The organism is Cognatishimia sp. WU-CL00825 (genome assembly GCF_040364665.1).
In the GTDB taxonomy this organism is placed as follows: Bacteria; Pseudomonadota; Alphaproteobacteria; order Rhodobacterales; family Rhodobacteraceae; genus Cognatishimia.
In genome coordinates this window covers 171246-196090 of sequence record NZ_BAABWX010000004.1, presented here as the reverse complement: position 1 = coordinate 196090, position 24845 = coordinate 171246, and the positions used below count along the sequence as shown (strand labels likewise).

25 protein-coding genes are annotated in these 24845 nt (G+C 52.5%); 18 read left to right on the top strand and 7 right to left on the bottom strand.

Annotated features, from left to right (window positions below; genetic code table 11):
• Window positions 1–22 precede the first annotated feature (22 nt).
• The 4 genes from cobU (at window position 23) to ABXG94_RS14405 (ending at window position 3622) form a co-directional block, all read left to right on the top strand.
• Window positions 23–544: a bifunctional adenosylcobinamide kinase/adenosylcobinamide-phosphate guanylyltransferase gene (cobU, locus tag ABXG94_RS14420; protein WP_353535356.1), complete on the top strand. Its 522-nt coding sequence runs from the start codon at window positions 23–25 to the stop codon at window positions 542–544.
• A complete protein-coding gene (locus ABXG94_RS14415) occupies window positions 541–1113 on the top strand; it encodes a histidine phosphatase family protein (protein ID WP_353535353.1) in 573 nt (190 codons plus the stop codon). The genes cobU and ABXG94_RS14415 overlap by 4 nt, the downstream gene beginning before the upstream one ends.
• 59 nt (window positions 1114–1172) lie before the next feature.
• Window positions 1173–2042, top strand: coding sequence for a glutathione S-transferase (locus tag ABXG94_RS14410; protein WP_353535351.1), 870 nt, complete (start codon window positions 1173–1175; stop codon window positions 2040–2042).
• 68 nt (window positions 2043–2110) lie between these two features.
• Window positions 2111–3622: a YifB family Mg chelatase-like AAA ATPase gene (locus ABXG94_RS14405; RefSeq protein WP_353535348.1), complete on the top strand. Its 1512-nt coding sequence runs from the start codon at window positions 2111–2113 to the stop codon at window positions 3620–3622.
• On the opposite strand, the gene gshB is transcribed toward ABXG94_RS14405, so the two are convergent.
• From gshB to rsmI, 3 genes are all read right to left on the bottom strand, one after another.
• Window positions 3623–4558 (bottom strand): glutathione synthase, encoded by a 936-nt coding sequence (gene gshB, locus ABXG94_RS14400; RefSeq protein WP_353535345.1) that lies wholly within the window; start codon window positions 4556–4558, stop codon window positions 3623–3625. It abuts the gene before it with no gap.
• 62 nt (window positions 4559–4620) lie between these two features.
• Window positions 4621–5007, bottom strand: a complete 387-nt coding sequence (locus tag ABXG94_RS14395; RefSeq protein ID WP_353535343.1) for a YraN family protein — start codon at window positions 5005–5007, stop codon at window positions 4621–4623.
• Window positions 5008–5034: 27 nt separating this feature from the next.
• Window positions 5035–5892, bottom strand: a complete 858-nt coding sequence (gene rsmI, locus ABXG94_RS14390) for a 16S rRNA (cytidine(1402)-2'-O)-methyltransferase (protein WP_353535340.1) — start codon at window positions 5890–5892, stop codon at window positions 5035–5037.
• A 100-nt stretch (window positions 5893–5992) separates the two neighbouring features.
• Between rsmI and ABXG94_RS14385 the strand changes: the two genes are divergently transcribed.
• Genes ABXG94_RS14385 through murJ form a run of 3 tightly spaced genes read left to right on the top strand, consistent with a single transcriptional unit; the run spans window position 5993 to window position 11464 of the window.
• On the top strand, window positions 5993–7165 hold the full coding sequence (locus tag ABXG94_RS14385; protein ID WP_353535338.1) for a penicillin-binding protein activator: 1173 nt from the start codon (window positions 5993–5995) through the stop codon (window positions 7163–7165).
• Window positions 7125–9932, top strand: a complete 2808-nt coding sequence (locus ABXG94_RS14380; RefSeq protein ID WP_502901712.1) for a [protein-PII] uridylyltransferase — start codon at window positions 7125–7127, stop codon at window positions 9930–9932. The genes ABXG94_RS14385 and ABXG94_RS14380 overlap by 41 nt, the downstream gene beginning before the upstream one ends.
• A complete protein-coding gene (gene murJ / locus ABXG94_RS14375; protein ID WP_353535337.1) occupies window positions 9929–11464 on the top strand; it encodes a murein biosynthesis integral membrane protein MurJ in 1536 nt (511 codons plus the stop codon). Before ABXG94_RS14380 ends, murJ begins: the two co-directional genes overlap by 4 nt.
• A gap of 38 nt (window positions 11465–11502) precedes the next feature.
• On the opposite strand, the gene ABXG94_RS14370 is transcribed toward murJ, so the two are convergent.
• A complete protein-coding gene (locus ABXG94_RS14370; protein ID WP_353535335.1) occupies window positions 11503–12189 on the bottom strand; it encodes a rhomboid family intramembrane serine protease in 687 nt (228 codons plus the stop codon).
• A gap of 73 nt (window positions 12190–12262) precedes the next feature.
• Between ABXG94_RS14370 and trpS the strand changes: the two genes are divergently transcribed.
• The 11 genes from trpS (at window position 12263) to ABXG94_RS14315 (ending at window position 22295) form a co-directional block, all read left to right on the top strand.
• Window positions 12263–13294, top strand: coding sequence for a tryptophan--tRNA ligase (gene trpS / locus ABXG94_RS14365; protein ID WP_353535332.1), 1032 nt, complete (start codon window positions 12263–12265; stop codon window positions 13292–13294).
• Between the two features lie 266 nt (window positions 13295–13560).
• On the top strand, window positions 13561–14016 hold the full coding sequence (locus ABXG94_RS14360; RefSeq protein ID WP_353535329.1) for a universal stress protein: 456 nt from the start codon (window positions 13561–13563) through the stop codon (window positions 14014–14016).
• 150 nt (window positions 14017–14166) lie between these two features.
• Window positions 14167–14730: a NifU family protein gene (locus ABXG94_RS14355; protein WP_353535327.1), complete on the top strand. Its 564-nt coding sequence runs from the start codon at window positions 14167–14169 to the stop codon at window positions 14728–14730.
• A complete protein-coding gene (gene tsaB / locus ABXG94_RS14350; RefSeq protein WP_353535326.1) occupies window positions 14723–15307 on the top strand; it encodes a tRNA (adenosine(37)-N6)-threonylcarbamoyltransferase complex dimerization subunit type 1 TsaB in 585 nt (194 codons plus the stop codon). The genes ABXG94_RS14355 and tsaB overlap by 8 nt, the downstream gene beginning before the upstream one ends.
• The gene (locus tag ABXG94_RS14345) at window positions 15304–15714 is read left to right on the top strand and encodes a GNAT family N-acetyltransferase (RefSeq protein WP_353535324.1); all 411 of its coding nucleotides are present in this window, start codon (window positions 15304–15306) and stop codon (window positions 15712–15714) included. Before tsaB ends, ABXG94_RS14345 begins: the two co-directional genes overlap by 4 nt.
• 161 nt (window positions 15715–15875) lie before the next feature.
• Window positions 15876–16874, top strand: coding sequence for a BMP family lipoprotein (locus ABXG94_RS14340; RefSeq protein ID WP_353535322.1), 999 nt, complete (start codon window positions 15876–15878; stop codon window positions 16872–16874).
• 7 nt (window positions 16875–16881) lie between these two features.
• Window positions 16882–18465: an ABC transporter ATP-binding protein gene (locus ABXG94_RS14335; protein ID WP_353535320.1), complete on the top strand. Its 1584-nt coding sequence runs from the start codon at window positions 16882–16884 to the stop codon at window positions 18463–18465.
• On the top strand, window positions 18462–19559 hold the full coding sequence (locus ABXG94_RS14330) for an ABC transporter permease (protein ID WP_353535318.1): 1098 nt from the start codon (window positions 18462–18464) through the stop codon (window positions 19557–19559). Before ABXG94_RS14335 ends, ABXG94_RS14330 begins: the two co-directional genes overlap by 4 nt.
• A complete protein-coding gene (locus ABXG94_RS14325) occupies window positions 19559–20524 on the top strand; it encodes an ABC transporter permease (protein ID WP_353535315.1) in 966 nt (321 codons plus the stop codon). The genes ABXG94_RS14330 and ABXG94_RS14325 overlap by 1 nt, the downstream gene beginning before the upstream one ends.
• An 85-nt stretch (window positions 20525–20609) precedes the next feature.
• Window positions 20610–21527, top strand: a complete 918-nt coding sequence (locus ABXG94_RS14320; RefSeq protein ID WP_353535313.1) for a sulfite exporter TauE/SafE family protein — start codon at window positions 20610–20612, stop codon at window positions 21525–21527.
• Window positions 21528–22295, top strand: coding sequence for a TIGR02186 family protein (locus ABXG94_RS14315; RefSeq protein WP_353535311.1), 768 nt, complete (start codon window positions 21528–21530; stop codon window positions 22293–22295).
• Between the two features lie 25 nt (window positions 22296–22320).
• Here the strand turns inward: ABXG94_RS14315 and ABXG94_RS14310 are convergent, their stop codons facing one another.
• From ABXG94_RS14310 to ABXG94_RS14300, 3 genes are read right to left on the bottom strand one after another with little or no spacing between them, the layout of a single operon-like run.
• A complete protein-coding gene (locus ABXG94_RS14310; protein ID WP_353535309.1) occupies window positions 22321–23055 on the bottom strand; it encodes an SDR family oxidoreductase in 735 nt (244 codons plus the stop codon).
• Complete coding sequence (locus tag ABXG94_RS14305) at window positions 23052–24575, bottom strand: ATP-dependent DNA helicase (RefSeq protein ID WP_353535307.1); 1524 nt, start codon at window positions 24573–24575, stop codon at window positions 23052–23054. The genes ABXG94_RS14310 and ABXG94_RS14305 overlap by 4 nt, the downstream gene beginning before the upstream one ends.
• A gap of 56 nt (window positions 24576–24631) precedes the next feature.
• On the bottom strand, window positions 24632–24817 hold the full coding sequence (locus ABXG94_RS14300; protein WP_353535305.1) for a hypothetical protein: 186 nt from the start codon (window positions 24815–24817) through the stop codon (window positions 24632–24634).
• Between the last annotated feature and the right edge of the window lie 28 nt (window positions 24818–24845).

Here is a 24845-nt window from a genome sequence, read left to right as displayed (position 1 = left end):
ATTGGATCAAAAAGAGGACCTGATGCTGGCAAAAATTTCTCTTATTCTGGGCGGAGCGTCGTCCGGCAAATCAGCGTTTGCCGAGCAAATGGTAAAAGAAACTGGATCCCCAAAAGTCTATTTGGCGACGGCCCAAGCTTACGATCCCGAAATGCAGGCCAAAATAGCGGCTCATCTTGTGATGCGTGGCGAGAACTGGGCAACAATCGAAGAGCCTTTAGCGTTAAAGTCGACGCTTGAAAGCCTGTCAGAAAATCATGTTGTGTTGTTGGATTGCGCGACAATGTGGCTTTCCAACCACCTACTCGCGGCCAGTGATATTGAGCGCGAGGTCACGGAATTACTGAGCAGTTTAGATAAATGCAAAGCCCGTGTGGTCATTGTTTCAAACGAAGTTGGTATGGGTATCGTGCCTGACAATGCCCTGGCACGGCAATTTCGGGACGAACAAGGCAAACTAAATCAAAAGCTGGCGCAATCCGCTGACCTGGTCGCCTTTGTCATTGCAGGCTTGCCACAGGTCTTAAAGGGCAAGCTTCCATGACACAAATCTTCTTGGTGCGACACGGCCCAACCCATGCAACTGGCATGGTCGGATGGAGCGATTTGCCAGCAGATCTTTCTGATCGAGCAGCCCTTGCGCGACTTGATGCCCATTTGCCAAAAGATGCCTTGGTCGTTTCGTCTGATTTGTCGCGGGCCAAGCAAACCGCCAATGCAATTCAAGGGCAAAGGCAGCGCCTGAGCCATGAACATGGCCTGCGGGAAATCCATTTTGGGGATTGGGAACTATTGAAATTTGATGAGGTTGAAGATCAGGATCTCATTCGTTCGTTCTGGGATCAGCCCGGTGATGTCCGCCCGCCAAATGGCGAAAGTTGGAACCAAGTTTGCACGCGGGTTGACGCAACCATTGATCGGCTCTTGGCGACCAACCCACTAAATGATTTGATTATCGTCGCCCATTTTGGCGCGATCTTGACCCAGGTTCAGCGGGCAGCCAAGCTAACAGCTTTTGATACTTTTTCTAATCGCATCAACAACCTATCCCTAACGACGCTTTCACATCACAAATCTATTTGGTCTGTACAGACGATCAATCACAATCTTTGATACTGTGGCTCACAATCTTTGGCTTTCCGGATCAGTCGTCACCGTATTACCGTTGGCGCATGACTTATGATCTTATTTTGGGCGATTATGCCTATTCGTCGTGGTCCCTGCGTGGGTGGCTGCTATTTGAGAAATTCGGGATTGCATCCAAACAGCAACTTCTGGACTTCAAAAGCGAAACATCAGTGGCAGACCAAATGCCGGAATTTGCGCCGGCGAAGACCGTGCCCACTATGCGGACAGCAGATGGTGTGGTCATTGGTGAAAGCCTTGCGATGGCCGAAGAACTCGCGAGCCGACATCCAGAAGCGGGCATATGGCCTAAAGCATCAAGAGCCCGCGCAATAGCCCGCAGTTTGGCAAGCGAAATGCACGCAGGGTTTATGGCCCTGCGCAGCGAATGCCCGATGAATTTGCGCCTTGCTTATGCTGACACAAACCCGTCTGAGGCGGTGCTGTCAGATATTGCAAGATTGGAAACAATTTGGGCCTGGGCACGGGCAGAATCACAAGAAAGCGGGCCTTGGATTTGCGGTGACTATTCCGCTGCTGACGCCTTTTTTGCGCCCGTGGCAGCACGTTTGGCAGGATATGATTTACCGTTGAGTACCGCCGCGCGTTCCTATGTTATGACACATCTCGCAGATCCGGCGTTTCGTCGCTGGCGCGCGATTGGCCTGGTGCATGGCGCGCACCTTCATCGATATGACAAACCCTTTGCCACGCAGGCCTGGCCCGGCCCTGCCCCGTTGTCAGCCAAGGTTTCCGAGGCAGAGCCGGAAAACACCAATTGCCCCTATAGTGGCAAACCCAGCACGCATATGTTGGAACTTGAGGGGCGCGTATTTGGTTTTTGTAATGCATTTTGCCGGGACAAAACATTGGTTGATCCAGAGGTGTGGCCGGCATTTATGGCACTCAAAGGCTAGGATTTACATAAAGCCATTAACCAATAGGTAACCATGACAGCCCTACGCTAAGGACTTTAGGGGGTGTCATGGTTGCGCGGGCTTATACAGTGGCGTTTGAAGGGGTAGAGGCTCATCAAGTTGAGGTACAATGCGCGGTTGCCCCGGGTTTGCCCGCCTTTTCCATCGTTGGACTCCCCGACAAAGCCGTTTCGGAAGCACGAGATCGCGTGCGCTCGGCTTTGACGTCCCTTGCCATTGCGTTGCCATCCAAACGCATCACAATCAATCTATCGCCCGCCGACCTGCCCAAAGAGGGCAGCCATTTCGATCTGCCAATCGCCTTCGCTTTGCTTGCAGCCTTAGACATTATTCCAAAAGACGCCGCTGAATCCGTGGTTTCGCTGGGCGAATTATCTTTGGATGGGTCTTTGGTACCAGTGACCGGGGCTTTGCCCGCTGCCATGAGCGCCGCACGCGAAGATCGCAGCCTTTTGTGCCCGCATGCCTCTGGACCAGAAGCCGCCTGGGTTGGCGCAGCTCAGGTGATTGCGGCGCGGACATTGGCAGACGTTATTCGGCATTTTACCGGACAGAACCCATTGGCCCCCAGTCAACCCGGTGAAATCCTTGGGGCCACGAGCGACAAAGATCTACGCGACGTCAAAGGACAAGAGCGCGCAAAGCGTGCCTTGGAAATCGCGGCGGCTGGACGTCATCATTTGATGATGCTGGGCACGCCAGGGTCCGGAAAATCAATGTTGGCGGCGCGATTGGCGACGATATTGCCGGACCTCACCGCAATTGAAGCCCTTGAAACCAGTACAATACACTCGATTGCTGGCCTGCTAAAAGAGGGTGGAATTTCGCGGCGGAGACCTTTTAGAGAGCCGCATCACACGGCTTCAATGGCGGCCATTGTTGGCGGAGGCAGACGGGCGTCCCCCGGAGAAATCAGTTTGGCTCATAATGGCGTCTTGTTCATGGATGAGTTCCCCGAGTTCACCCGCGCCGTGCTTGAGACATTGCGCCAACCCATGGAAACCGGTGAAGTCATGGTAGCGCGCGCAAATGCGCATGTTTCATATCCTTGCCGCTTTATGCTGATTGCTGCGGCAAACCCTTGTAAATGCGGCTATATGTATGATCCCAGCAAAGCTTGTGCGCGGGTTCCGCAATGTGGTGAAGATTATTTAGATCGCATATCGGGGCCGCTTTTAGACCGAATGGATTTGCGCATCGAAGTGCCACCGGTTGGCTTTCACGATCTCGACCTGCCCGCAAGCGGCGAGACAAGCGCAACCATAGCCAAACGCGTCGCGACTGCGCGTGATATTCAGCAAAACCGCTTTCAAAACCATCCGACAGCGCGCGTTAACGCTGACGCGCAGGGGCAGGTTCTAGAGGAAATTGCCCGGCCTGACGCAGAAGGGCGCACATTGCTAAACAGAGTGGCTGAAAGGTTCAGTTTAACGGCACGCGGCTATCATCGCGTGTTGCGTGTTGCCCGCACAATTGCCGATCTTGACGGCAGCGCAGATCTGCGCCGCCATCACATTGCCGAGGCCATCAGTTATCGTCAATCAGGCAGCGACAGCTGATCAGCTACACTTGGCCTCAATCGCTTCCCAAATCTTGGCAGCTATATTGACCCCATCAAAGCGCTCAAGCTCTTGGATGCCAGTGGGGGATGTCACGTTGATCTCGGTCAGATAATCGCCGATCACATCAATACCGACAAAAACCTGCCCCTTTTCTTTAAGCAACGGCCCAATCGCTGCGCAAATCTCTAGGTCACGCTCTGTCAGTCCGATTTTTTCAGGGCGTCCACCCACATGCATGTTGCTGCGAGTTTCACCGGCTGCTGGCACGCGGTTAATGGCCCCTACTGGCTCGCCGTCAACCAAAATCACCCGTTTGTCACCATTGCTGACATCCGGTAAAAACTTCTGAACAATCAGAGGCTCACGGCTAAAGCCAGTGAATAGCTCGTGCAACGACGACAGGTTGCGATCTTGCGCATCCAAACGGAACACACCGGCGCCACCGTTCCCATAAAGCGGCTTTAAGATCACATCCTGATGTTTGGCCTTAAAGGCTTTGATCGTTTCCAGATCGCGCGCAATTGTCGTCGGCGGCGTCAGATCAGGAAAATCCAAAACCAACAGTTTTTCGGGATAGTTACGTACCCAGAACGGGTCGTTCACCACCAATGCCTGTCCTTTTAGCCTATCGAGTAAATGGGTAGCGGTGATATAATGCATATCAAATGGCGGATCTTGGCGCAGCCAAATCACGTCAAAGTCAGCAAGGCTCACTGTCTTGAGCGGCCCTAGGTCAACATGATTTCCTTGTTCGCGACGCACCTGCATGGCATGACCGCGCGCCGTAATCGCGCCTTCTTCATAGGCCAATTGGTCAGGTGAGTAATAAAACAACTCGTGTCCACGCGCCTGCGCCTCTTCGGCAAGACGGAATGAGCTGTCCGCGTTGATATCGACCGATTCAATCGGATCCATCTGAAAGGCGATTTTCATGAGCGTCCCTCTTAGTGTCTGCCCACTACATGGCGCAGCACCCGCCGCCTTGCAATGGTGCATCACCCCAAGATTAACGCGTTCTCAAGAATTTGTGTTCGCCCTTGGCCGTCCACAAGGGCGACGTCAAAGCGCATATCAGTCAATTGACCTTTTGGTTCATGGGCAACAAATACCGTCGCCGCCGTCATAATCCGCTGCATTTGTGCACTGCTCAGGCTTTGACTGGCCCGTTGCCAATCCTTGCTTTGCTTGACCTCGACAAAAACACAAAGCGCCCCGTCGCGAAAAATCAAATCAATTTCAGCACCGCCGCCGCGCCATCGATGTGCGGCAAGAACCAACCCGCTTTGCTCATATTGTTTTTGCACAAGACGTTCTGCGGTTTCACCCGCTAGATAAGCCGTTTTTCCTCGGCATTGCTTTGTTATTTCCGCGGCAGTGGCCATGACCAAGCAAATCCTTGCTAATAAACCTCAGGTGTTTTTCATGCTAAGCGCCATAGAATAAATTTTCCGTTTATTGACGCCAAACGCCTGAGCAATAACCTCGGAAGCATCGCGTACGGACATCGTTTCAAGCGCTTTCTGCAAAGCCTGCTCGATATCAGCTTCTCCGACATCCTCGGCACCAGCACGGTCGATTAGCACAACTATTTCGCCCTTAACTGTGCGCTCTGCAAACAAAGCCGCAAGTTCTGCCAGCGTGCCACGCTGTACTTCTTCAAATTTTTTGGTCAATTCGCGGCACACCACCGCCTGGCGCGTCTCGCCCAGCACCTTGCCCGCATCTTTTAGCATCTCTACCAAACGCTTGGGGCTTTCATAAAAAACCAACGTGCCTGGTATTGCGCTTACAGCCTCAAGCCCAGTGCGCCGGGCGTTTTTTGCGTTTGGTAAAAACCCAGCAAAGAAAAACGCATCCGTTGGCAGGCCAGCCAGGCTTAGCGCGGTGATAATAGCCGAGGCACCGGGGGCAGATGTCACCAAATGGCCCTCTTCGTTGGCCCCTTTTGAGAGGTGGTAGCCCGGATCTGCAATCAGAGGAGTGCCCGCCTCGCTGGCATAGGCCACTGATTTCCCTTCTGCCAAATAGCCAAACAGTTTGGCACGTGCCCCTGCCCCAGAATGGTCATGATAGGCGATCAAAGATCGCTGCCCCAAAGGCACGCCGTGAATTTCCATCAATCTGCGCAGGGTGCGCGTGTCTTCGGCGGCGATAATGTCAGCACTCGCCAAGATGTCCAATGCTCGCAATGTGATATCGCGCGCCGTGCCAATAGGTGTTGCGACAAAGTACAGGCCAGGCTTCAAAGGCTGGATTTGATAATTCAAAGCTGGACCCTCCGGTCTTGGTGTTTATTATCCGCGCTAAACGGGGCTGTGTTCCGCAAGAGTCATTTGACCCAAGTTGGCCCCTGAGTGAGGATTTATTATGTTTGCTGCTTTTAGACCGCGCCGTCCCTTTCTGAAAGGGGCACTTGCCCTAACACTTGCCAGTTTCATCGCAGCTTGCGACCCAGTCGGACTGTCGACTGGCCCTTCGATCAACACATCAAAACCGGTTCCTGTGGCCCTATTGGTTCCACGTGGGTCAACAACTTCTGGCGACGCGGTCTTGGCCCAAGCCCTTGAAAACGCAGCGCGGCTTGCGATGAGCGATCTTGAAGGTGTTGAGATCGACCTTCGGGTTTATGATACCGCCGGCGACGCCACAACGGCGCAGGCTGCCGCCTTAAGTGCAGTTGGCGACGGTGCTAAAATTATCCTGGGCCCCGTGCGCAGCGGCACCACAAATGCTGTTGGCGTGGCGCTTTCCGGCAAGGGCGTGAATGTTTTATCGTTTTCAAACAATGCCTCTATTGCTGGCGGCAATGTTTTTGTGCTTGGCCCAACCTTTCAGAACACCGCAGATCGCTTGACGTCCTTTGCGACCCGTAATGGGAAAAACAGCTTTGTCACCGTGCATGCACAAAATGTTGCAGGAGATACGGGACGTGATGCTATTGATCGCGCCATTGGACAAAATGGCGGTTCTAATGCCGGGAGCGTGTCTTATGAATTTTCCCAGCAAGGGGTCATTTCAGCTGTAACCGAGGTGCGCGATACTGTACGTCAAACTGGTGCAGACGCGATATTTTTGACTTCTGGCACATCCGATGCACTTCCATTGTTCTCTCAGCTGCTGCCCGAGGCTGGCCTTTCCGGTGACTCTGTTCAATATATCGGATTGCAACGTTGGGATATTCCAGCCCAAACTTTGGCTTTGCCTGGCGTTCAAAACGGATGGTTTGCGATGCCAAACCCAGCCCTTACAGGGCAATTCAGAGACCGATATTCTGCGGCTTATGGGACAACACCGCATCCAATCGGCGGTTTGGCATATGATGGTATTGCAGCGATCGGAGCCTTGGTTAAACAAGGCAATAGCGATGCTTTGACGGCAGCGGCCATGACACAGGGCGCGGGCTTTCAGGGTGTAAACGGCATTTTCCGCCTTCGCGCGGACGGCACTAATCAACGCGGTCTGGCTGTCGCCACGATTCGCGACAAACAGGTGGTTATCCTTGACCCAGCTCCAAGAAGTTTTGGCGGCGCAGGCTTCTAATCCTGCTTCTATTTTCCCGGCTCCGCCGGCGAACCTAATATGCGATGCAAATTTGATCGTCGACCGCGCCCTGCTGGGCGCGGCAGTACTTGCGGCGTGTGATGCAAATAGTGACCCAAAAGACATTCGTGCCGCAATCGTAGATTTGCTTCAAAACGCGCGAAAATCTGGCAATGAGGCCATTCAGACCGGCTTTGCACAGCATCCATTTGACGCGCGTCCCATGACCCGCGCCTATACTTGGCTTACAGATTGCCTAGTGACCACAACGCATTTTGTAGCCACCAAGATACTGCATCCACTGGCCAATCCAACTGAAGGTGAAAAAGTATCTTTGCTGGCCGTCGGTGGCTATGGCCGTGGAGAGATGGCCCCGCAATCTGACGTAGATCTGCTTTTTCTAACGCCCTACAAAATCACCGCTTGGGCAGAAAGCGTCATCGAGTCGATGCTGTATATGCTGTGGGATCTGCGCCTGAAGGTTGGCCACAGTTCGCGCACGATCAAAGATTGCATTCGACTTGGTGGAGAAGATTTCACCATTCGTACTGCACTTTTGGAACAAAGGTTTCTAACGGGCTATGCGCCCCTCGCCGACGAATTGGTCAAGCGACTGGAAACCGACCTATTCAAAGGCACTGAACGTCAATTTATCGAAGCAAAGCTTTCCGAAAGGGACGAGCGCCACAAGAAGCAAGGTCAGCGTTATGTGGTCGAGCCAAACGTCAAAGAAGGCAAAGGCGGTCTGCGCGATTTGCAGTCATTGTTCTGGATCGCCAAATACGTTTACCACGTGAATGACGCACATGAATTGGTTGGTCTTGGCCTTTTTGAAGAAGAAGAATTCAAGCTGTTTGAACGTGCGGAAAACTTTTTATGGGCCACAAGAGCGCATCTACACCTGATCAACAAGCGCCCGATGGAACAGCTGACCTTTGATATGCAGGTAATGGTTGCTGAGCGTATGCAATACCAAGACAAAGGCGGGCGCAGAGCTGTTGAGCACTTTATGCAGGACTATTTCCGGCACGCGACTGCAGTTGGCGATCTGACACGGATTTTGCTGACAAAGCTTGAGGACTCTCATACCAAAGCCGCCCCGCTCCTTGAGCGAATTTTCCGTCGCAGACCTCGGTTAAAACCAGCCTATGAAGTTATTCACAACCGTCTCGCTGTCAAAGATGCCGATGAATTTCTTGCCGACAAATTGAACCTTCTGCGGCTGTTTGAAGAAGCGTTGCGCACAGGCCTGCTTATTCACCCAGACGCTATGCGGCTGGTGACGGCCAATCTTGACCTAATCGACGATCAAATGCGGGCAAGCAAAGAAGCCCAGCGAATTTTCCTGGATACTTTGTTGAAACACGGCAACCCCGAACGCGCGTTGCGGCGTATGAATGAACTGGGGGCTTTGGCGGCCTTCATCCCCGAATTTGAAACCATTGTCGCGATGATGCAGTTCAATATGTATCATTCCTATACGGTAGATGAGCACACGATTCAGGTGATTTCCACATTTGCCCAGATCGAACGTGACGAATTGATCGAAGAACTGCCATTGTCTTCTGATATTCTAAAAACGGGCATCAATCGCAAAGTCATGATGGTTGCATTGCTGCTGCATGACATTGGCAAAGGCCGTGACATCGATCATTCGATCCTTGGAGCGCAAATGGCCAAAAAAATTGCGCCACGTTTGGGCTTGAACAAAGCCGAATGTGAAACTGTTGAATGGCTTGTCAGAAATCACCTGTTGATGTCGGATGTCGCGCAAAAGCGTGATCTTTCAGATTTGCGTACTATTCGAAATTTTGCAAAAGCCGTTAGAAACGTTAACCGCTTGAACCTGCTTACCGTCCTGACAGTCTGTGACATCCGCGGTGTCGGGCCAGAGGTTTGGAACAATTGGAAAGCCACGTTGCTGCGTAATCTGTACGAACTTACGCGCGCAGAATTAGAAAACGGCATGGAAAAGCCAACCCGACGCACTCGCAGCACCGAAGCACGTAAATTGCTGAAGGCCGCCCTGCCAGACTGGAGTGCGAAACGGCTTAAGGTCGAAATTTCCCGTCACTATGATCCCTACTGGCAGAGTTTATCGACAGATGCTCATGTTGTGTTTGCGGGCATGTTAGAAGACCTGAGCGACGACGAAATTCGCATAGATCTGCAGCCCGACAACGATCGCGACGCAACCCGTGCTTGTTTCGCAATCGAAGATCACCCGGGGATCTTCTCGCGGCTGACCGGCGCACTCGCTTTGGTTGGGGCCAATATCGTTGATGCGCGTACCTTTACGTCAAAAGATGGCTACGCAACGGCCGCGTTTTGGATACAGGATTCAGAGGGCAGCCCCTATGAAGCGCGCCGCCTCAGTCGGTTGTCTCAGATGATTCACAAAACCCTGCGCGGCGAAGTGGTGGCTTCTGAGGCCATCAAATCGCGCGATGTGATCAAAAAACGTGAACGGGCATTCAAAGTTCCAACCACAATCACCTTCGATAATGACGGGTCAGAAATCTATACGATCATCGAAGTTGATACGCGTGACCGCCCTGGATTGTTGTTTGATTTGGCAAAAACCATGGCTGCAAGCAACATTTATATCGCCTCGGCCGTGATCGCGACCTATGGCGAGCAAGTTGTCGACACCTTCTATGTCAAAGATATGTTTGGTCTAAAGTTTCATTCAGAATCAAAACAACGGACATTGGAAAAACGTTTGATTGAAGCGATCAACAAAGGGCATAAAAGGGCAGTTTCGTGAAGCCGGTCCGGCTTCTCAAAGGTTTTATGACTGTTGGGTTTTGGACCCTACTTAGTCGCATTCTTGGCTTTGCACGCGAAATTCTGATTCTCAGTTTGATTGGGCCCGGAGCGGGCCTTGACGCGTTCGTGGCCGCCTTTCGCTTGCCAAATATGTTCCGCCGCTTTTTTGCCGAGGGTGCGTTTAACGCAGCTTTTGTTCCTATGTTCTCTAAAAAGCTGGAAGCCGACGAGGAAGCGCAGAAATTTGCGCGTGATGCCTTTAACGGATTGGCGACCGTGGTGCTGGCGCTGACCGCACTTGCTATGATTTTTATGCCCGCATTGGTCTATGCCACAGCCGAAGGTTTCTGGGGGGATGCCAGATTTGACTTGACTGTCGGGTATGGTCGCATCGTGTTTCCCTATATCTTTTTCATGTCGCTGGCGGCGTTGTTTTCCGGGATCTTAAATGCAACGGGGCGTTTTGCAGCTGCAGCCGCTGCACCAGTCCTGCTGAATATTTTTGCCGTGGCTGCGATGACCATAGGCGCGGCCTCAGGGCAAGATGTTATTCTGTGGTTGCTTTGGGTGATCCCAATAGCTGGATTGGCGCAACTGGCGCTTGTCTGGTCCGCGGCCCATAAGGCGGGAATTTCGATTGTGCCTGGTCGACCTAAGTGGACGCCGGACATGTCGCATATGGTCAAAGTTGCAGTGCCAGCGGCGCTGGCCTCGGGGGTTATGCAAATCAATCTAGTGGTTGGCCAGTTGGTGGCCTCCCGGTCCGAAGGCGCTATTAGTTGGCTTTTTGCAGCGGACAGATTATATCAACTGCCGCTGGGCGTTGTTGGGATCGCTGTTGGAATTGTGTTGCTGCCTGACTTGTCTAGGCGACTGAAAAGCGGTGACGACATCGGGGCCCGTAACGCGTTCTCCCGCGCGGGAGAGTTTGCTTTAGCGCTTACTGTACCCTGCGCAGTCGCCTTTCTTGTGATCCCGCTACCTTTGGTTTCCGTGATGTATGAGCGCGGAGCAACAACGGGTGCTGACGCGCTGGCGATTGCCACCGCTGTGGCCATTTACGGTCTGGGGTTGCCCGCGTTTATCCTGCAAAAACTGTTGCAACCTTTGTTTTTTGCACGTGAAGATACCAAAAGCCCCTTTCGGTTCGCCCTTGTGGCAATGTTGATCAACGCCGTTCTGGCCTTTGGTCTATTCCCGCTCTTTGGGTGGCTCGCGCCAGCAATTGCCACTAGCGCGGCAGGTTGGGCCATGGTGATTTTACTGGCGCTTGGCGCGCGAAAATTCGGCCCTGTTGCGCAATTTGATTCGCGATTTCGCTCCAGACTTTGGCGCATTTGCGTTGCAAGCGTTGCGATGGGCGGAGTGTTATTTGTGGCCGCCGACCTGTTGGATACGGCATTGACGACAGACAGCTGGCGCTATCTGGCGTTGGCCGCATTGATTGTAGTGGGCAGTTGCGTGTACTTTTTCGCAGGCCATGTATTGGGCGCGTTCAGTTTGAAAGATCTCAAGCGCGGTCGCAGCTAAAGCCAGACCGCGCCATTCACCTTCATTATTGCAGTGCCTTAGTCGTGTCTGATCATTTCGCGGATCCGTGACCACCCGCCGGGCACAAATACAAACGACAACAAGAATCCCGTCACAAACCCTGCCAAGTCCGCGACCCAATCGCCGTTGCCGCCAAACAGCGCTCCGAAAACCAATTGGATTCCCAACAAAAATCCTATCAATGAAAAGGCACGTGTTTGGTTTTCACCAACTGCCCGCAATTTTACCCACATCAGAAACGTAAAGGCCCCGATCAGCCCATAAGCGCCGGGATAGGCCCCAATCAAAGCGCCCGCATCAGACCACGCCAGTGCAAAAGCAAGCGCCCCCACAATTCCAGATCCTAAGAACACAACCAAAGTTGCCAGCGGATGAAATATCTCACCAACCATCTTACCCAGCGCCAGTACAATTGCGGACGCAAACAGTGCATGAACAAATCCACCATGCAGGAACAAATAGCTGACAAAGCGCAACAAATGTTCTGAAGGCCACTGACCGGTCTGCCACATCCATTTCAAAATATCGGGCGAAAAACTGTATTGCTGAAAGCCTTCAAGCCGCCACCCGATTGCTGTCCGATCACCAACCAAGCCAGACGCCCCAGCGTAAAACACGATTTCCACGCCGATAATCAGCAAGGCCAGGGCTGCGACAACCGGGGGGATCGCGTTAAAAGGACTGTTGTTAGGTGTTTGGCTCATCTGGCGCTCCTTGACGGCGTTTGTCGCCATGGGTAAGCCAATCGAGCAATTAATTCCAGACGGAGTATCCGATATGAACGAGGCGGTCCAAACGTCCTCTGATTTCACCCCACGTGTCTTTTCTGGCATCCAGCCTTCTGGCGGCCTGACACTAGGTAATTATCTCGGCGCGATGAAGCGGTTTGTTCAGACCCAGGAAACGGGCGTGCAGTCGATCTATTGCATGGTTGATCTGCACGCGATCACTGTCTGGCAAGACCCTGAAAAATTGCGCAATGCAACGCGTGAACTTTGCGCTGGCTATATTGCGTCGGGGCTAGATCCGAAAAAATCGATTTTGTTCAATCAGTCGCAAGTGCCCGAGCATGCGCAATTGGGTTGGATATTCAATTGCGTCGCCCGTATGGGCTGGATGCAACGGATGACCCAGTGGAAAGACAAAGCAGGCAAAAACACCCAAAATGCTTCTTTGGGTTTGTTTGCCTATCCTGCGCTGATGGCGGCAGATATTTTATTGTATCACGCCACACATGTCCCTGTGGGCGAAGATCAGAAACAGCACGTGGAATTGACACGCGACATCGCTGCGAAATTCAACCATGACTATGGCGTCGATTTTTTCCCGATCTCAGAACCCGTGATCGAAGGTGCCGCAACGCGCGTTATGTCCTTGCGCGATGGCTCCAAAAAAATGTCAAAGTCTGATCCGTCAGATGCGTCGCGCATCAACATGACTGATGACGCGGATGCAATCGCCAAGAAAATTCGCAAGGCAAAAACCGACGCAGAACCCCTGCCCTCTGAAAGTAAGGGCCTTGAAGACCGAGCCGAAGCGCGCAATTTGGTGAATATCTTTGCAGCGCTCAACGACCAAAGCATCGATCAGGTTTTGGCGGACGTCGGCGGAAAGCAGTTTTCTGAATTCAAACCGATGTTGGCAGAATTGGCCGTAGAAAAGCTGTCTCCGATCTCAGGCGAAATGGCGCGCCTTATGCAGGATACCAAGGAAATCGACAAAATTTTGCAGGACGGCGCGTTGCGCGCACGCGAGATTGCAACACCTATTCTGCAAGAGACATATCGTATTGTTGGCATGGTTGGCTAAAGCTGGCTAAATCTAACGAAAGAAAAAGAGCGCTGGCGTTTGCCGCGCTCTTTTTTCGGATTCGGCATGTCGTTATTGCAAAAAACGCCGCGCTACCCTCGGAAATCAAAGCACACAACTCAATTTGCGAGCCATCACAGTTTTTGACCAATCTTCCGATTTTCATCTTAGGCAGACGCAAGTCGTCGCAGTCCAGCGGCAAGGGGCATCAGCCATTGCCCTCTATTCTAGCATAGGCCATGATGCGAAAAAAAGGAGGGCAATTCATGCGTAAATTTCTTGTCGTACTGGATGATAGCCGCGAATGTTTGAATGCGATGCGCTTTGCAGCGATGCGCGCAGCTAAAACCAAAGGGGGCGTAGAAGTCCTATCCGTCATCCCGCCAGACGAGTTCAATCATTGGATCGGTGTTGGCGATATCATGCGTCAAGAAGCGCGCGAACGTATCGAAGTTCATTTTGAGGTTTTCGCAAAATGGATGCGTGACAAACAGAATGTCGATCCCGAGTTGGTTATCCGCGAAGGAGAACCCGTTACTGAGATTCTGGCTCAGGTCCAAGATGACCCGGAAGTCGGAGTTTTGGTATTGGGCGCGGGCGTTGAAAAAGGTGGTCCAGGTCCTTTGGTCACACAGCTATCAAAGAACTCAGGTTCTTTGCCGGTCCCCATGACAATTGTACCTGGCGATTTGTCCAAAGAACGGCTCGAAGCCATCACCTGATCAAAAGCACCATGAGATACTTCTTGGGCATCTCATGGAGACGCATAGCCACAGCAGCAAACAAGTTGATTGATCGGTTTAGAATGGTTCCAAACCTTGACACTGCCTGCCATGCCACGCATATCAATGGCACACACGAAAGGCCCGCCGATGTTTATTCAAACTGAATCAACTCCGAACCCAGCAACCTTGAAATTTCTGCCTGGCCAGACCGTCCTAGAGGTCGGAACTGCGGATTTTCCAAATTCAGACAGCGCAGAGGCATCACCCTTGGCGCAACGCACTTTTGCTGTGGCTGGCGTGACCGGCGTCTTTCTGGGCCATGATTTTGTGACCGTGACCAAGGCAGAAGCCGTTGAATGGGATCACATTAAACCCGCAATCCTTGGCGCGATAATGGAACATTTCCAATCGGGCCAACCTGTTTTGGCCAAAGAAGGCTCCGCGCCTTCTGGTCATGCCGCTCACGAAGGTGAAGACGGCGATATCGTTGAACAGATCAAGGAACTACTCGACACACGCGTGCGTCCGGCTGTTGCGCAAGATGGTGGCGATATCACGTTCCACGGGTTTGAGCGCGGCGTTGTCTATTTGCACATGCAAGGGGCCTGCGCTGGTTGCCCGTCGTCAACAGTGACGCTAAAGATGGGCATTGAAAACTTGCTGCGCCACTATATTCCAGAGGTCACTGAGGTGCGCCCAGTTGGTGTCTGACCCAATCGTTCTTAGCTTTGACACATCGGCCGCGCATTGCGCGGCCGCTTTGCTGCGCGCAGGTACCATTCTGCATAGCCGGGTTCTGGAAATGGGGCGCGGACAAGCCGAAGCGCTAATGCCCATGCTTGAAAAGCTGCTGGAACAGCAAAACCTGACTTGGACGGACTTGGATGCGATTGGTGTCGGAACTGGCCCGGGAAATTTCACCGGCATTCGAATATCTGTCTCTGCGGCGCGTGGCTTGGCACTGGCTCTCAAGATCCCGGCCATCGGCGTTTCTACATTTGAAGCCACTCGTTTGGGCTCAACGGATGAGACCATAACCGCGGTTTCCGCACCTCGTGATCAACTCTATATTTCCGATCCAAAACTGGGATCAAAACCGATCTTGGTCAGCGCGCCATATCCCACTGACCGACCCATAAAAATGGCACTGCCTGCGGCGCAACTCGCTGAAAATATTGGGCATGTTGCAGTTTCACGCATTCATTTTCCACCAGAGCGCCCTGCACCGCTTTATATTCGTGCCGCCGATGCAGCGCCCTCACGTGACGCGCCGCCGACCATCTTATGACGGCGGCGACACTGGCCGAAGTCCATTGCCAGGCCTTTACTGATTCTCGAGCTTGGACGGAACAGGAATTCAGTGATCTCTTAAGTTCTGATTTGTGCTTTTGGACCGGCGACTCACGTGGATTTGCCCTTGGACGTGTCATTTCTGATGAGGTTGAGCTACTAACTTTGGCGGTTTTGCCAAAGTTTCAATCAAGTGGTGTCGGACGCGAACTGTTAGGCAAATTCCATCAAAATGCTTCGGAACGGGGGGCAACAAGTGCTTTTCTAGAGGTTGCGACAACCAATAAACGGGCAGTAAATTTATACATTTCAAATGGTTACACTAAGGTCGGCACTCGCAGTGCATACTATTTTTTGAACGACGGGCGCAAAGTTGATGCGCTGATTTTCCATCGAGAACTGTAAAAAAAACTTCCAGAGACAGCCAATCTCTCCCAATTGGTCAAAAAATCGGTTGACCCTTCCCCTTCTCTCCGGCCTATTTTGTATACTGATCTGAACGATCTAACTTTTTAAGGTCCAGCGCGAGGGATAGACTGGACCATACAAAACTCGGGAGAGACATAATGACCCTGATGCACAAATTCTTGGGTGCTGCTGCTGCTGCTGTTGCCATCACTGCAGGATCGGCAATTGCTGACCCAGCGTTGATTTTTGACCTTGGTGGAAAATTCGACAAATCATTTAACGAAGCTGGCTATAATGGGGCCAAACGCTGGGCGGATGAAACCGGTGGCAAATATTTAGAGATTGAGCTTCAATCCGAAGCTCAGCGCGAGCAAGCGCTGCGTCGCTTTGCCGAAGCTGGGGCAAATCCGATTGTAACTATGGGCTTCGCGATGACGACCCCAATCGAAGAAGTTGCGCCAGACTATCCAGAAACAAAATTCGTAAACATTGATGGCTGGGCAAATCTGCCAAATGTTTTGACCATCAGCTTTGCAGAGCATGAAGGTTCGTTTCTGGCCGGTGTGATGGCCGCAGAAGCTTCGAAATCTGGCACTGTTGGCTTCATCGGTGGCATGGACATTCCTCTGATCCGCAAATTTGCATGTGGTTACGCGCAGGGTGTGAAATCTGTGAACCCAGATGCCACAATCATTGCCAACATGACAGGCACAACACCAGCCGCATGGAATGACCCGGTTAAAGGTGGCGAACTGACAAAAGCGCAAATTTCTGACGGTGCGGATGTTATCTTCGCTGCAGCTGGCGGTACAGGCGTCGGTGTTTTGCAAGTTGCGGCTGACGAAGGCATCCTGTCCATTGGTGTTGACAGCAACCAGAACCACCTGCACCCAGGAAAAGTTCTGACCTCTATGCTTAAGCGCGTGGATGTTGCGGTTTATAACGTTCTGAAATCTGGTGCTGACACGGAAACTGGTTTCTTGAACCTTGACCTGGCTGCCGAGGGTGTTGGCGTCGCATTTGACGACAACAACGCTACCATCGTGACTGACGCCATGACCTCTTCGGTTGAAATGGCAACAGCCAAAATTGTTTCCGGCGAAGTCAAAGTCGAAGACTATTCTGCCGCTGAATCCTGCTCTGTCCTGGACTTCTGATCCTTAGATGAGCACTCCAACCAATACAGGGCGGCCAGATATGGCCGCCCTTCCCGCTGACGCACCCCCGGCTCTAGAGCTGAAGGGGATTTCCAAAGCCTTTGGCCCGGTTCAAGCCAACAAAGATATTTCGATATCAGTCCAACCCGGCACCATTCACGGCATTATCGGTGAAAACGGTGCGGGCAAATCGACTTTGATGTCGATCCTTTATGGGTTTTACAAAGCCGATGCGGGCGAAATATTCATATCTGGTCAACGTATGAGTATTCCGGATAGCCAAGCAGCAATTTCTGCTGGCATTGGAATGGTGTTTCAGCATTTCAAATTGGTTGAAAATTTTACGGTTCTGGAAAACATCATTCTAGGGGCCGAAGACGGTGCAATGCTGCGACCTTCGTTGGCCAAGGCACGCAAACAGTTAACCTTGCTTGCCGCTGACTACGAATTGAATGTTGATCCTGACGAGGTCATTGAAAACTTAAGTGTTGGCCATCAGCAACGCGTCGAGATTCTAAAGGCGTTGTATCGCGGCGCTGACATTTTGATTTTGGACGAGCCCACTGGTGTTTTGACACCCGCAGAGGCCGACCAATTGTTCCGTATTCTGGACCGTCTTCGGGCCGAAGGAAAAACCATTATCTTGATCACGCACAAACTGCGCGAAATCATGGAATACACCAACACCGTTAGCGTCATGCGCCGCGGTGAAATGACCGCAACGGTCAAAACAAATGAAACCAACCCAGCGCATTTGGCCGAACTTATGGTCGGGCGCAAAGTCTTGCTTCAAGTCGAGAAAAAGCCCGCAACACCAACCGACACCGTCCTTGAAATCAAGGATCTGCGAGTGGTGGACGACCAGGGCGTCGAACGCGTTAAGGGCATCAATCTGAATGTGCGCGCTGGCGAAATCCTTGGCATTGCAGGAGTTGCGGGCAATGGCCAATCTGAACTGCTAGAAGTTCTAGGCGGCTTTGCAGAGGCCACGGGTTCTGTGCGCGTCAATGGCCAAGAGTTACCCCTAAGCGGACAAGGCTCTGACGGACAAGCACGCCGCCATGCTGGCATTGCCCATGTGCCCGAAGATCGCCAACGAGAAGGGCTGATCATGGATTTCAGCGCTTGGGAGAATTCGGTGTTTGGCTATCACCATGACGCAGAGTATCAATCTGGCGTCTTTATGGACAACAAAGGCATCTTGTCCAAAGCCGACGCCCAGATGAAGCGATTTGACGTGCGCCCGCCTGATCCGCATCTGGCAGCAAAGAACTTTTCCGGCGGCAACCAACAAAAAATTGTGCTCGCCCGCGAAATCGAGCGCAACCCTGATTTGCTACTGGTGGGTCAGCCAACGCGAGGCGTCGATATTGGGGCCATCGAATTTATTCACCAACAAATCGTCAATCTACGCGATCAAGGCAAAGCAATTTTGCTGGTGAGTGTCGAATTGGATGAAATCTTGTCCCTTTCAGACCGAGTTGCCGTTATGTTTGACGGGCACATCATGGGAGAACGTGTGGCTGCGGACACTAATGAAAAAGAACTTGGCTTGCTTATGGCGGGTGTGACCGAGGAGACTGCACCATGAACCGGATGCCATTATGGGCCGACGCAATCCTTGTGCCGATGTTTAGTCTTTTGTTGGCTGCCATCTTCTCTGCATTGGTCATTTTGGGGATTGGCGAAAACCCAATAGACGCCTTTCAACTGATGGTGGATGGCGCGCTGAAACGCAGCGCTGGCTGGGGCTATACGCTGTATTACGCCACCAATTATATCTTTACAGGCCTCGCAGTTGCAGTGGCCTTTCACGCCCGGCTCTTTAATATCGGGGGCGAAGGCCAAGCGATGGTTGGGGGAGTAGGCGTTGCACTGGTCTGCCTTTATATTCCTTGGCCTCATTGGTCACTGGCCATTATAGGTGCCTCGGTTGGCGCAGCGCTTTTTGGGGCGGCTTGGGCGATAATACCGGCCTATTTGCAAGCGAAACGCGGCAGCCACATTGTTATCACAACCATCATGTTCAACTATATTGCGTTTTCGCTTTTGGGATATCTTCTGGTCGAGGTTCTGCGCCCGGCAGGTGCTATGGATCCAGCCTCTGCATCCTTCCCCGAAGCCACGCATCTGCCAAACTTTCATGACATGTTCGCGCCCGAGGGCTCTAGGATGTTCCGCGGTGCCCCTGCGAACGTGACTTTCTTTTTGGCTCTGGCGGCCTGCGTCGTCGTCTGGTTGTTGATCTGGCGCACCAAACTGGGTTTTGACATTCGCAGTTTTGGCAAATCTGAAACAGCGGCCAAATACGCCGGAATCTCCCCTCTTCGCATCACGGTCATCGCCATGCTTCTGTCTGGGGCCCTCGCGGGCATGATGTCGGTGAATACAACTTTGGGCGAAAGCGAGCGCTTGATATTGAACTCTACAGAGGGGGCAGGCTTTGTTGGTATCGCTGTCGCTCTTATGGGGCGAAATCATCCAATCGGTATCTTGCTGGCTGCCTTATTATTTGGATTTTTGAATCAAGGCGGTGCCGAACTGGCTCTTTGGACAAACATTCCACGTGAATTGATCGTTGTTATTCAGGCCCTTGTTATCTTGTTCACAGGCGCGCTCGACAACTTGGTTCGCATGCCACTAGAGCGCCTGTTTCTGTCCTTTGGTAAAAAGAGGAAAGCCTGATGGATTTTTTAACACTACTTCAGGTTCTTGATAGTTCGGTTCGTTTGGCGATCCCGCTACTACTTGCCTGTCTCGCCGGGCTTTATTCAGAACGCGCCGGCATCTTTGATATTGGCCTCGAAGGTAAAATGCTTGCGGCGGCCTTTGCTGCTGCGGCCTTTGCCGCGGTCAGTGGGTCCGTGTGGATTGGCCTGTTGGCCGGCATCGGTGCCTCTCTGATCCTATCTGCCATCCACGGCGTTGCCTCTATTACATTTCGTGGCAACCAGCTGATTTCGGGTGTGGCCATCAACATGCTGGCCTCTGGAGTTACGGTGCTGATCGCGCAGGCTTGGTTTGCCCAAGGCGGGCGCACGCCCTCTCTGGAAGGGCCCGAGCGACTTACACCGGTCAACCTGCCGTTTGCCAATATGTTTGAAAATATTCCTGTATTCGGCGCGACCTATAAAGAGCTGGTATCTGGTCACAACGTATTGGTCTATGTGGCCATAGCGCTTGTACCGCTGACTTGGTGGCTTTTGTATCAAACGCGCTTTGGATTGCGCCTGCGCGCAGTTGGCGAGAACCCTGCCTCTGTCGATACAGCGGGCGTTTCGGTTATACGCCTTAGATTCACTGCAGTTGCAATTTGCGGCATTCTTTGCGGCGTGGCTGGTGCCTATCTGGCAACGGGCCTTCAGGCTGGGTTTATCAAAGACATGACAGCGGGTCGCGGTTTTGTTGCGCTGGCCGCACTGATCTTTGCAAAATGGCGACCTTGGCAAGCGTTGTGGGCTTGTATGCTATTTGGCTTGCTACAAGCACTGTCTGTCCGCTTCCAAAGCATTGAACTCGGTGGAATCACCATTCCCGGACAACTCATGGAAGCGCTTCCATATATCCTGACAGTGATTATTCTGGCCGGTTTTGTCGGGCGCGCTATCCCGCCACGTGCCGGCGGAGAGCCCTACGTCAAAGAAAGATAAGGCTATTCCAAAAAAAAGACGCAACCTGCCGCCATATTGACGCAGGCAGGTTGCATAGAGTCTGCGAGTTCCGCTATTTGAGCGCATGCAGATATACCTCCCCATTGCCGAAGTTTCCGTAAACGCATTTCTCCTCTTAGGATTGGGCGGCCTAGTTGGCGTTCTTTCTGGTATGTTCGGAGTTGGTGGCGGATTTTTGATGACACCGCTTTTGTTTTTTATAGGCATTCCACCTGCCGTCGCCGTTGCCACAGAAGCAAACCAAATTGTGGCCTCGTCCTTTTCAGGGGTGCTGGCGCATTTCAAGCGCCGAACGGTTGATCTCAAGATGGGCGGGGTGCTCTTGATCGGGGGCCTGATTGGCGCGGCCTTTGGGGTGGTTGTCTTTAACTACCTAAAATCCCTGGGTCAGGTCGATCTTTTGGTCAAACTGTCTTATGTGATTTTCCTGGGCATCATCGGTGGGTTGATGTTCATCGAAAGCCTGAACGCGATCCGGCGTTCAAAAAAGGCGACCGGCCCAATTAAGCGCAAACATCACACCTGGATTCACGGCCTTCCATTCAAGATGCGGTTTCGCGTGTCTGGTCTTTATATTTCCGTGATCCCTCCAATTATCGTTGGATTGGTGGTTGGTATTCTTTCGGCCATCATGGGCGTTGGTGGTGGCTTTATTATGGTCCCGGCGATGATCTATCTGCTTGGTATGCCGACCAAAGTTGTTGTTGGCACCTCCTTGTTTCAAATCATTTTCGTGACAGGTTTCACTACGCTGTTGCATGCGACTACCAACTTCACTGTAGACATGGCTTTGGCCGTGCTTCTGCTGATTGGCGGCGTCATTGGGGCGCAGTTTGGGGCCGTGATCGGTGCCAAACTGAAAGCTGAACAGTTGCGTATTTTACTTGCAATGATGGTTCTCGGTGTCTGCATCAAGATTGCCTTGGAATTGTTGATTATGCCTGGCGAGCTATATTCGCTTGGCCCAGCAGGAGGTCACTAGATGCTGCGTTATTTCCTGCTTTTCATCAGCCTTGCGCTTCCTGCAAGTGCCGCAGAAGAAGTTGTATTGGGCCTCAGCCAAAACCGAGTTGCGATCACCGCCAACTTTGACGGTTCCGAGATCCTGGTGTTTGGTGCTGTAAAACGTGAAGAAGCCATCCCCGAGGGCGATCCTCTGGGTGTTATCGTTGCGATTTCCGGGCCAAAAGAGCCCATCACAGTGCGTCGCAAAGAAAAGAAACTAGGCCTTATCTGGGTCAACACCGAAAGTGTGACTATAGAAGCGGCACCCAGCTTTTATGCAGTTGCCACCAGCGCGCCGTTTGACAAGATCATCACGGCTGCCGAAGACGCAAAACACGAGATTTCGATTCAGAACGCGATCAAGTCTGCTGACGCAGATGCGCAAGTAGATGACCCAGAAGCATTTGCAGAGGCCGTGCAGCGTATTCGTGCGAATTCCGGACTGTATTCTGTTTTGGAAAACACCGTAGACGTCGACGCGCAAACCCTGTTTCGAACATCCATCGCAATGCCGTCGAATTTGACCGAGGGTGACTTTTCCACACGCATATTCTTGACGCGTGGTGGCGAAGTGATTGCGCAATATGAAACAGAGATTGACGTCAGCAAAGTTGGTCTAGAGCGCTGGTTGTTCAACCTGTCACGCCAAAGACCACTGGTCTATGGCTTGCTGTCGCTCTTCATTGCAATTGCTGCTGGTTGGGGCGCTTCGGCATTCTTCAGATTGGTCCGTCAGGGCGCGTGATGCGCGCCCTGATTGTCGCCTCGGCTCAGCCCCTGCCGATATAGGGCATCTTGGTGGCCATGACCGTCATGAATTGCACATTGGCTTCGGCGGGTAACTCGGCCATGTGCAGCACCAATCTCGCCGCGTCTTGGACATCCATCATCGGCAACAGTTCTGCCTCTGGGTCTTCGGCCAAAGCACGCGCATTTAGGTCATCGACCAGTTCGGTGCGCGCGTTACCTATATCGATCTGTCCACAAGCAATATCAAAATCGCGACCATCCAAAGACAGGCTGCGTGTCAATCCGCTGATGGCGTGCTTGCTTGTTGTATAACAAATAGAACCCGCGCGCGGGCTATGGGCTGACAACGATCCATTGTTGATAATACGGCCACCACCGGGTTTCTGGCCGCGCATCTGAGCAAAGGCCAATTGCGCTGCAATAAACATGCCCCGCACGTTTACATTCAATACATGATCAAAGGCATCCACGTCTATCTCGTCGATCGTGCCCGACGGTCCAAACACGCCCGCGTTGTTAAACAAAGCATCCAGCCGTCCTGTCTTGGCTATAAACCGGTCAAACGCGGCTTTCATGGCGCTGGCGTCGGTGACATCCACTGGCAAAGCAATTGCGTTTTTGTTGCGTTGGGCCATTTCAAGTAACCTGTCACCACGGCGGGCAACCAGTCCAACAACCCATCCCTGCTCTAGAAACACCTCTGCCGTCGCGCGCCCAATCCCTGAACTTGCCCCGGTGATCACAATGCTTTTCATGTCTGTTCCTCAAGTGTCAGTGGCGCGGCGGGCACCTTTAGATCATCAACGCGCAATGGCGCGGTTGGCTTTGAAAGCCGGTTGCGGACCACCCAAAGCAGCCGTTCCTGCGCGCGTGTTATAGCCACATAGGCCAAACGTTTCCATAGGGGTTGCCCAGCCTCTACGCGGCCCATACGCGCCGCTGCATACAGATCGGGCGCAAACACCTGCACTTGTTCCCATTGTGATCCCTGCGCCTTATGAATGGTCACAGCGGATCCATGAAGAAACGCCGCCCCCATGCGTGCAGCAAAAGGAATAAATGGTTCCTCTTCGTCTGGCAGTTCGATCTTTACAATCGACGCAGCAGAGACCTGCGGATCTTCGGCACCAAGCACATGCAGCCTTGAAAATCCCGGCTTACGACCTGGCCCCAAATAGACAACCTGCGCGCCCTTGATCAGGCCACGTGCTTCGAGATCAAGGCGTTTTTTGCGATGTTTTAGAGGCAGTTCAATGCCATCACAAATCAGCGGTTCCCCAGCCAACAAGGCATCCTCGGGCGCGCCATGCACTCGTCGAAAGGCATGGATCAAGCGAATGCGTGTGGCATTGCGCCAGACCAAAACCGGCGAGCGCGCCATAAGATCAACCTCGACACGCTGCGCCCAAACCACACGATCATCTTCGCGCGCCTTTTGTTCAACAAGCCGTTCAAAATCCTCAAAGCCCATTTGGGGATCAGCCAAGGCGTGCGCCAGATCAAGGATCGGGTTATCGGCTTCTTGCCGGTGAATCCTGCTGAGTTTGAACTTGGACTTCTCTGGCAGTTTGTCAAAGGCCATTGATCCTGATTGATTGACCGGGGCCAGCTGGGCCGGATCACCAAAGACTACCAACGTCGGAAAAATTTCTTTCAAATCGTCAAATTGCTTGTCGTCCAACATCGACGCCTCATCGACAAAACCGACATCCAGTGCCTCGTCGCGCCGCTTCCAACCGGTGATGAAATCTGACCCCCGCAACCCCGCGGCCGCCAAAGCCCCCGGGATTGATTTATGCAGCTGATAAAACGCAAAAGCACGCGCCAAAGCCTCTTCGGTCAACCCTTCGATCTCAGGCTTTTCACCTTTTTCGGCCAACCATTCTGCGATCTTTTCATACTCTGGATCATAGACTGGGCTATAAAGGATCCTGTGGATGGTGGTTGCTGGCACGCCGCGCATACGCAAAACGCTTGCGGCTTTGTTCGTTGGAGCTAGCACCGCTAGCGTTCGGCGGTCTTTGGTTTTCTTACCTTCGTAGTCGCCTGAAACGATGGCCAAACCAGCCTCTTCCAACGATTTCACCAATTCGGCCAAAAGCAAGGTCTTGCCAGACCCCGCCTTGCCCATCACGGCAACAACAGAGGTTTTTCCAGACTGCGGCGGCATCAACAGGTTGTCGCCCAGATCGATCCCCGCACCCTTTAGAACGGTGGTAATCTGATCAAAGGCGTCTGCCTGATCATGCGAAAGGGTCAATGCTGTCAAACTCATGGCGGGACCCTACATCCGACAAAATGAAAGCACCAGCCACTGATTAGGGCAATTTATTATTGCAATCTGCGCCCTTGGCGGCGTGCATCGCCCCGCTCTTCTTCGCGTGCCAAGGCACTAGCAATTTCGGCCACTGCAAGCAATTGAACCTCGTCCAGTTCCTTGGCCAGTGCGTGCAGACCATTTGCAGAAGAAAATGATTTTAAATCGCCCAAAATGTCTAAGATCCAGTCATATTTCATGTTTGCCCTCGAAATTTGGTTTGCGAGT

Bases quoted from the DNA above. Each gene is read 5' to 3' on its own strand.
- ABXG94_RS14385 (WP_353535338.1), top strand. From the start codon at position 5,993: ATGTTTGCTGCTTTTAGACCGCGCCGTCCCTTTCTGAAAGGGGCACTT.
- ABXG94_RS14300 (WP_353535305.1), bottom strand. From the start codon at position 24,817: ATGAAATATGACTGGATCTTAGACATTTTGGGCGATTTAAAATCATTT.
- trpS (WP_353535332.1), top strand. From the start codon at position 12,263: ATGAACGAGGCGGTCCAAACGTCCTCTGATTTCACCCCACGTGTCTTT.
- ABXG94_RS14305 (WP_353535307.1), bottom strand. From the start codon at position 24,575: ATGAGTTTGACAGCATTGACCCTTTCGCATGATCAGGCAGACGCCTTT.
- cobU (WP_353535356.1), top strand. From the start codon at position 23: ATGCTGGCAAAAATTTCTCTTATTCTGGGCGGAGCGTCGTCCGGCAAA.
- ABXG94_RS14405 (WP_353535348.1), top strand. From the start codon at position 2,111: ATGGTTGCGCGGGCTTATACAGTGGCGTTTGAAGGGGTAGAGGCTCAT.
- ABXG94_RS14315 (WP_353535311.1), top strand. From the start codon at position 21,528: ATGCTGCGTTATTTCCTGCTTTTCATCAGCCTTGCGCTTCCTGCAAGT.
- ABXG94_RS14340 (WP_353535322.1), top strand. From the start codon at position 15,876: ATGACCCTGATGCACAAATTCTTGGGTGCTGCTGCTGCTGCTGTTGCC.
- ABXG94_RS14360 (WP_353535329.1), top strand. From the start codon at position 13,561: ATGCGTAAATTTCTTGTCGTACTGGATGATAGCCGCGAATGTTTGAAT.
- ABXG94_RS14330 (WP_353535318.1), top strand. From the start codon at position 18,462: ATGAACCGGATGCCATTATGGGCCGACGCAATCCTTGTGCCGATGTTT.
- ABXG94_RS14325 (WP_353535315.1), top strand. From the start codon at position 19,559: ATGGATTTTTTAACACTACTTCAGGTTCTTGATAGTTCGGTTCGTTTG.
- ABXG94_RS14370 (WP_353535335.1), bottom strand. From the start codon at position 12,189: ATGAGCCAAACACCTAACAACAGTCCTTTTAACGCGATCCCCCCGGTT.
- ABXG94_RS14395 (WP_353535343.1), bottom strand. From the start codon at position 5,007: ATGGCCACTGCCGCGGAAATAACAAAGCAATGCCGAGGAAAAACGGCT.
- gshB (WP_353535345.1), bottom strand. From the start codon at position 4,558: ATGAAAATCGCCTTTCAGATGGATCCGATTGAATCGGTCGATATCAAC.
- ABXG94_RS14345 (WP_353535324.1), top strand. From the start codon at position 15,304: ATGACGGCGGCGACACTGGCCGAAGTCCATTGCCAGGCCTTTACTGAT.
- ABXG94_RS14415 (WP_353535353.1), top strand. From the start codon at position 541: ATGACACAAATCTTCTTGGTGCGACACGGCCCAACCCATGCAACTGGC.
- ABXG94_RS14310 (WP_353535309.1), bottom strand. From the start codon at position 23,055: ATGAAAAGCATTGTGATCACCGGGGCAAGTTCAGGGATTGGGCGCGCG.
- ABXG94_RS14320 (WP_353535313.1), top strand. From the start codon at position 20,610: ATGCAGATATACCTCCCCATTGCCGAAGTTTCCGTAAACGCATTTCTC.
- ABXG94_RS14355 (WP_353535327.1), top strand. From the start codon at position 14,167: ATGTTTATTCAAACTGAATCAACTCCGAACCCAGCAACCTTGAAATTT.
- ABXG94_RS14335 (WP_353535320.1), top strand. From the start codon at position 16,882: ATGAGCACTCCAACCAATACAGGGCGGCCAGATATGGCCGCCCTTCCC.
- ABXG94_RS14410 (WP_353535351.1), top strand. From the start codon at position 1,173: ATGACTTATGATCTTATTTTGGGCGATTATGCCTATTCGTCGTGGTCC.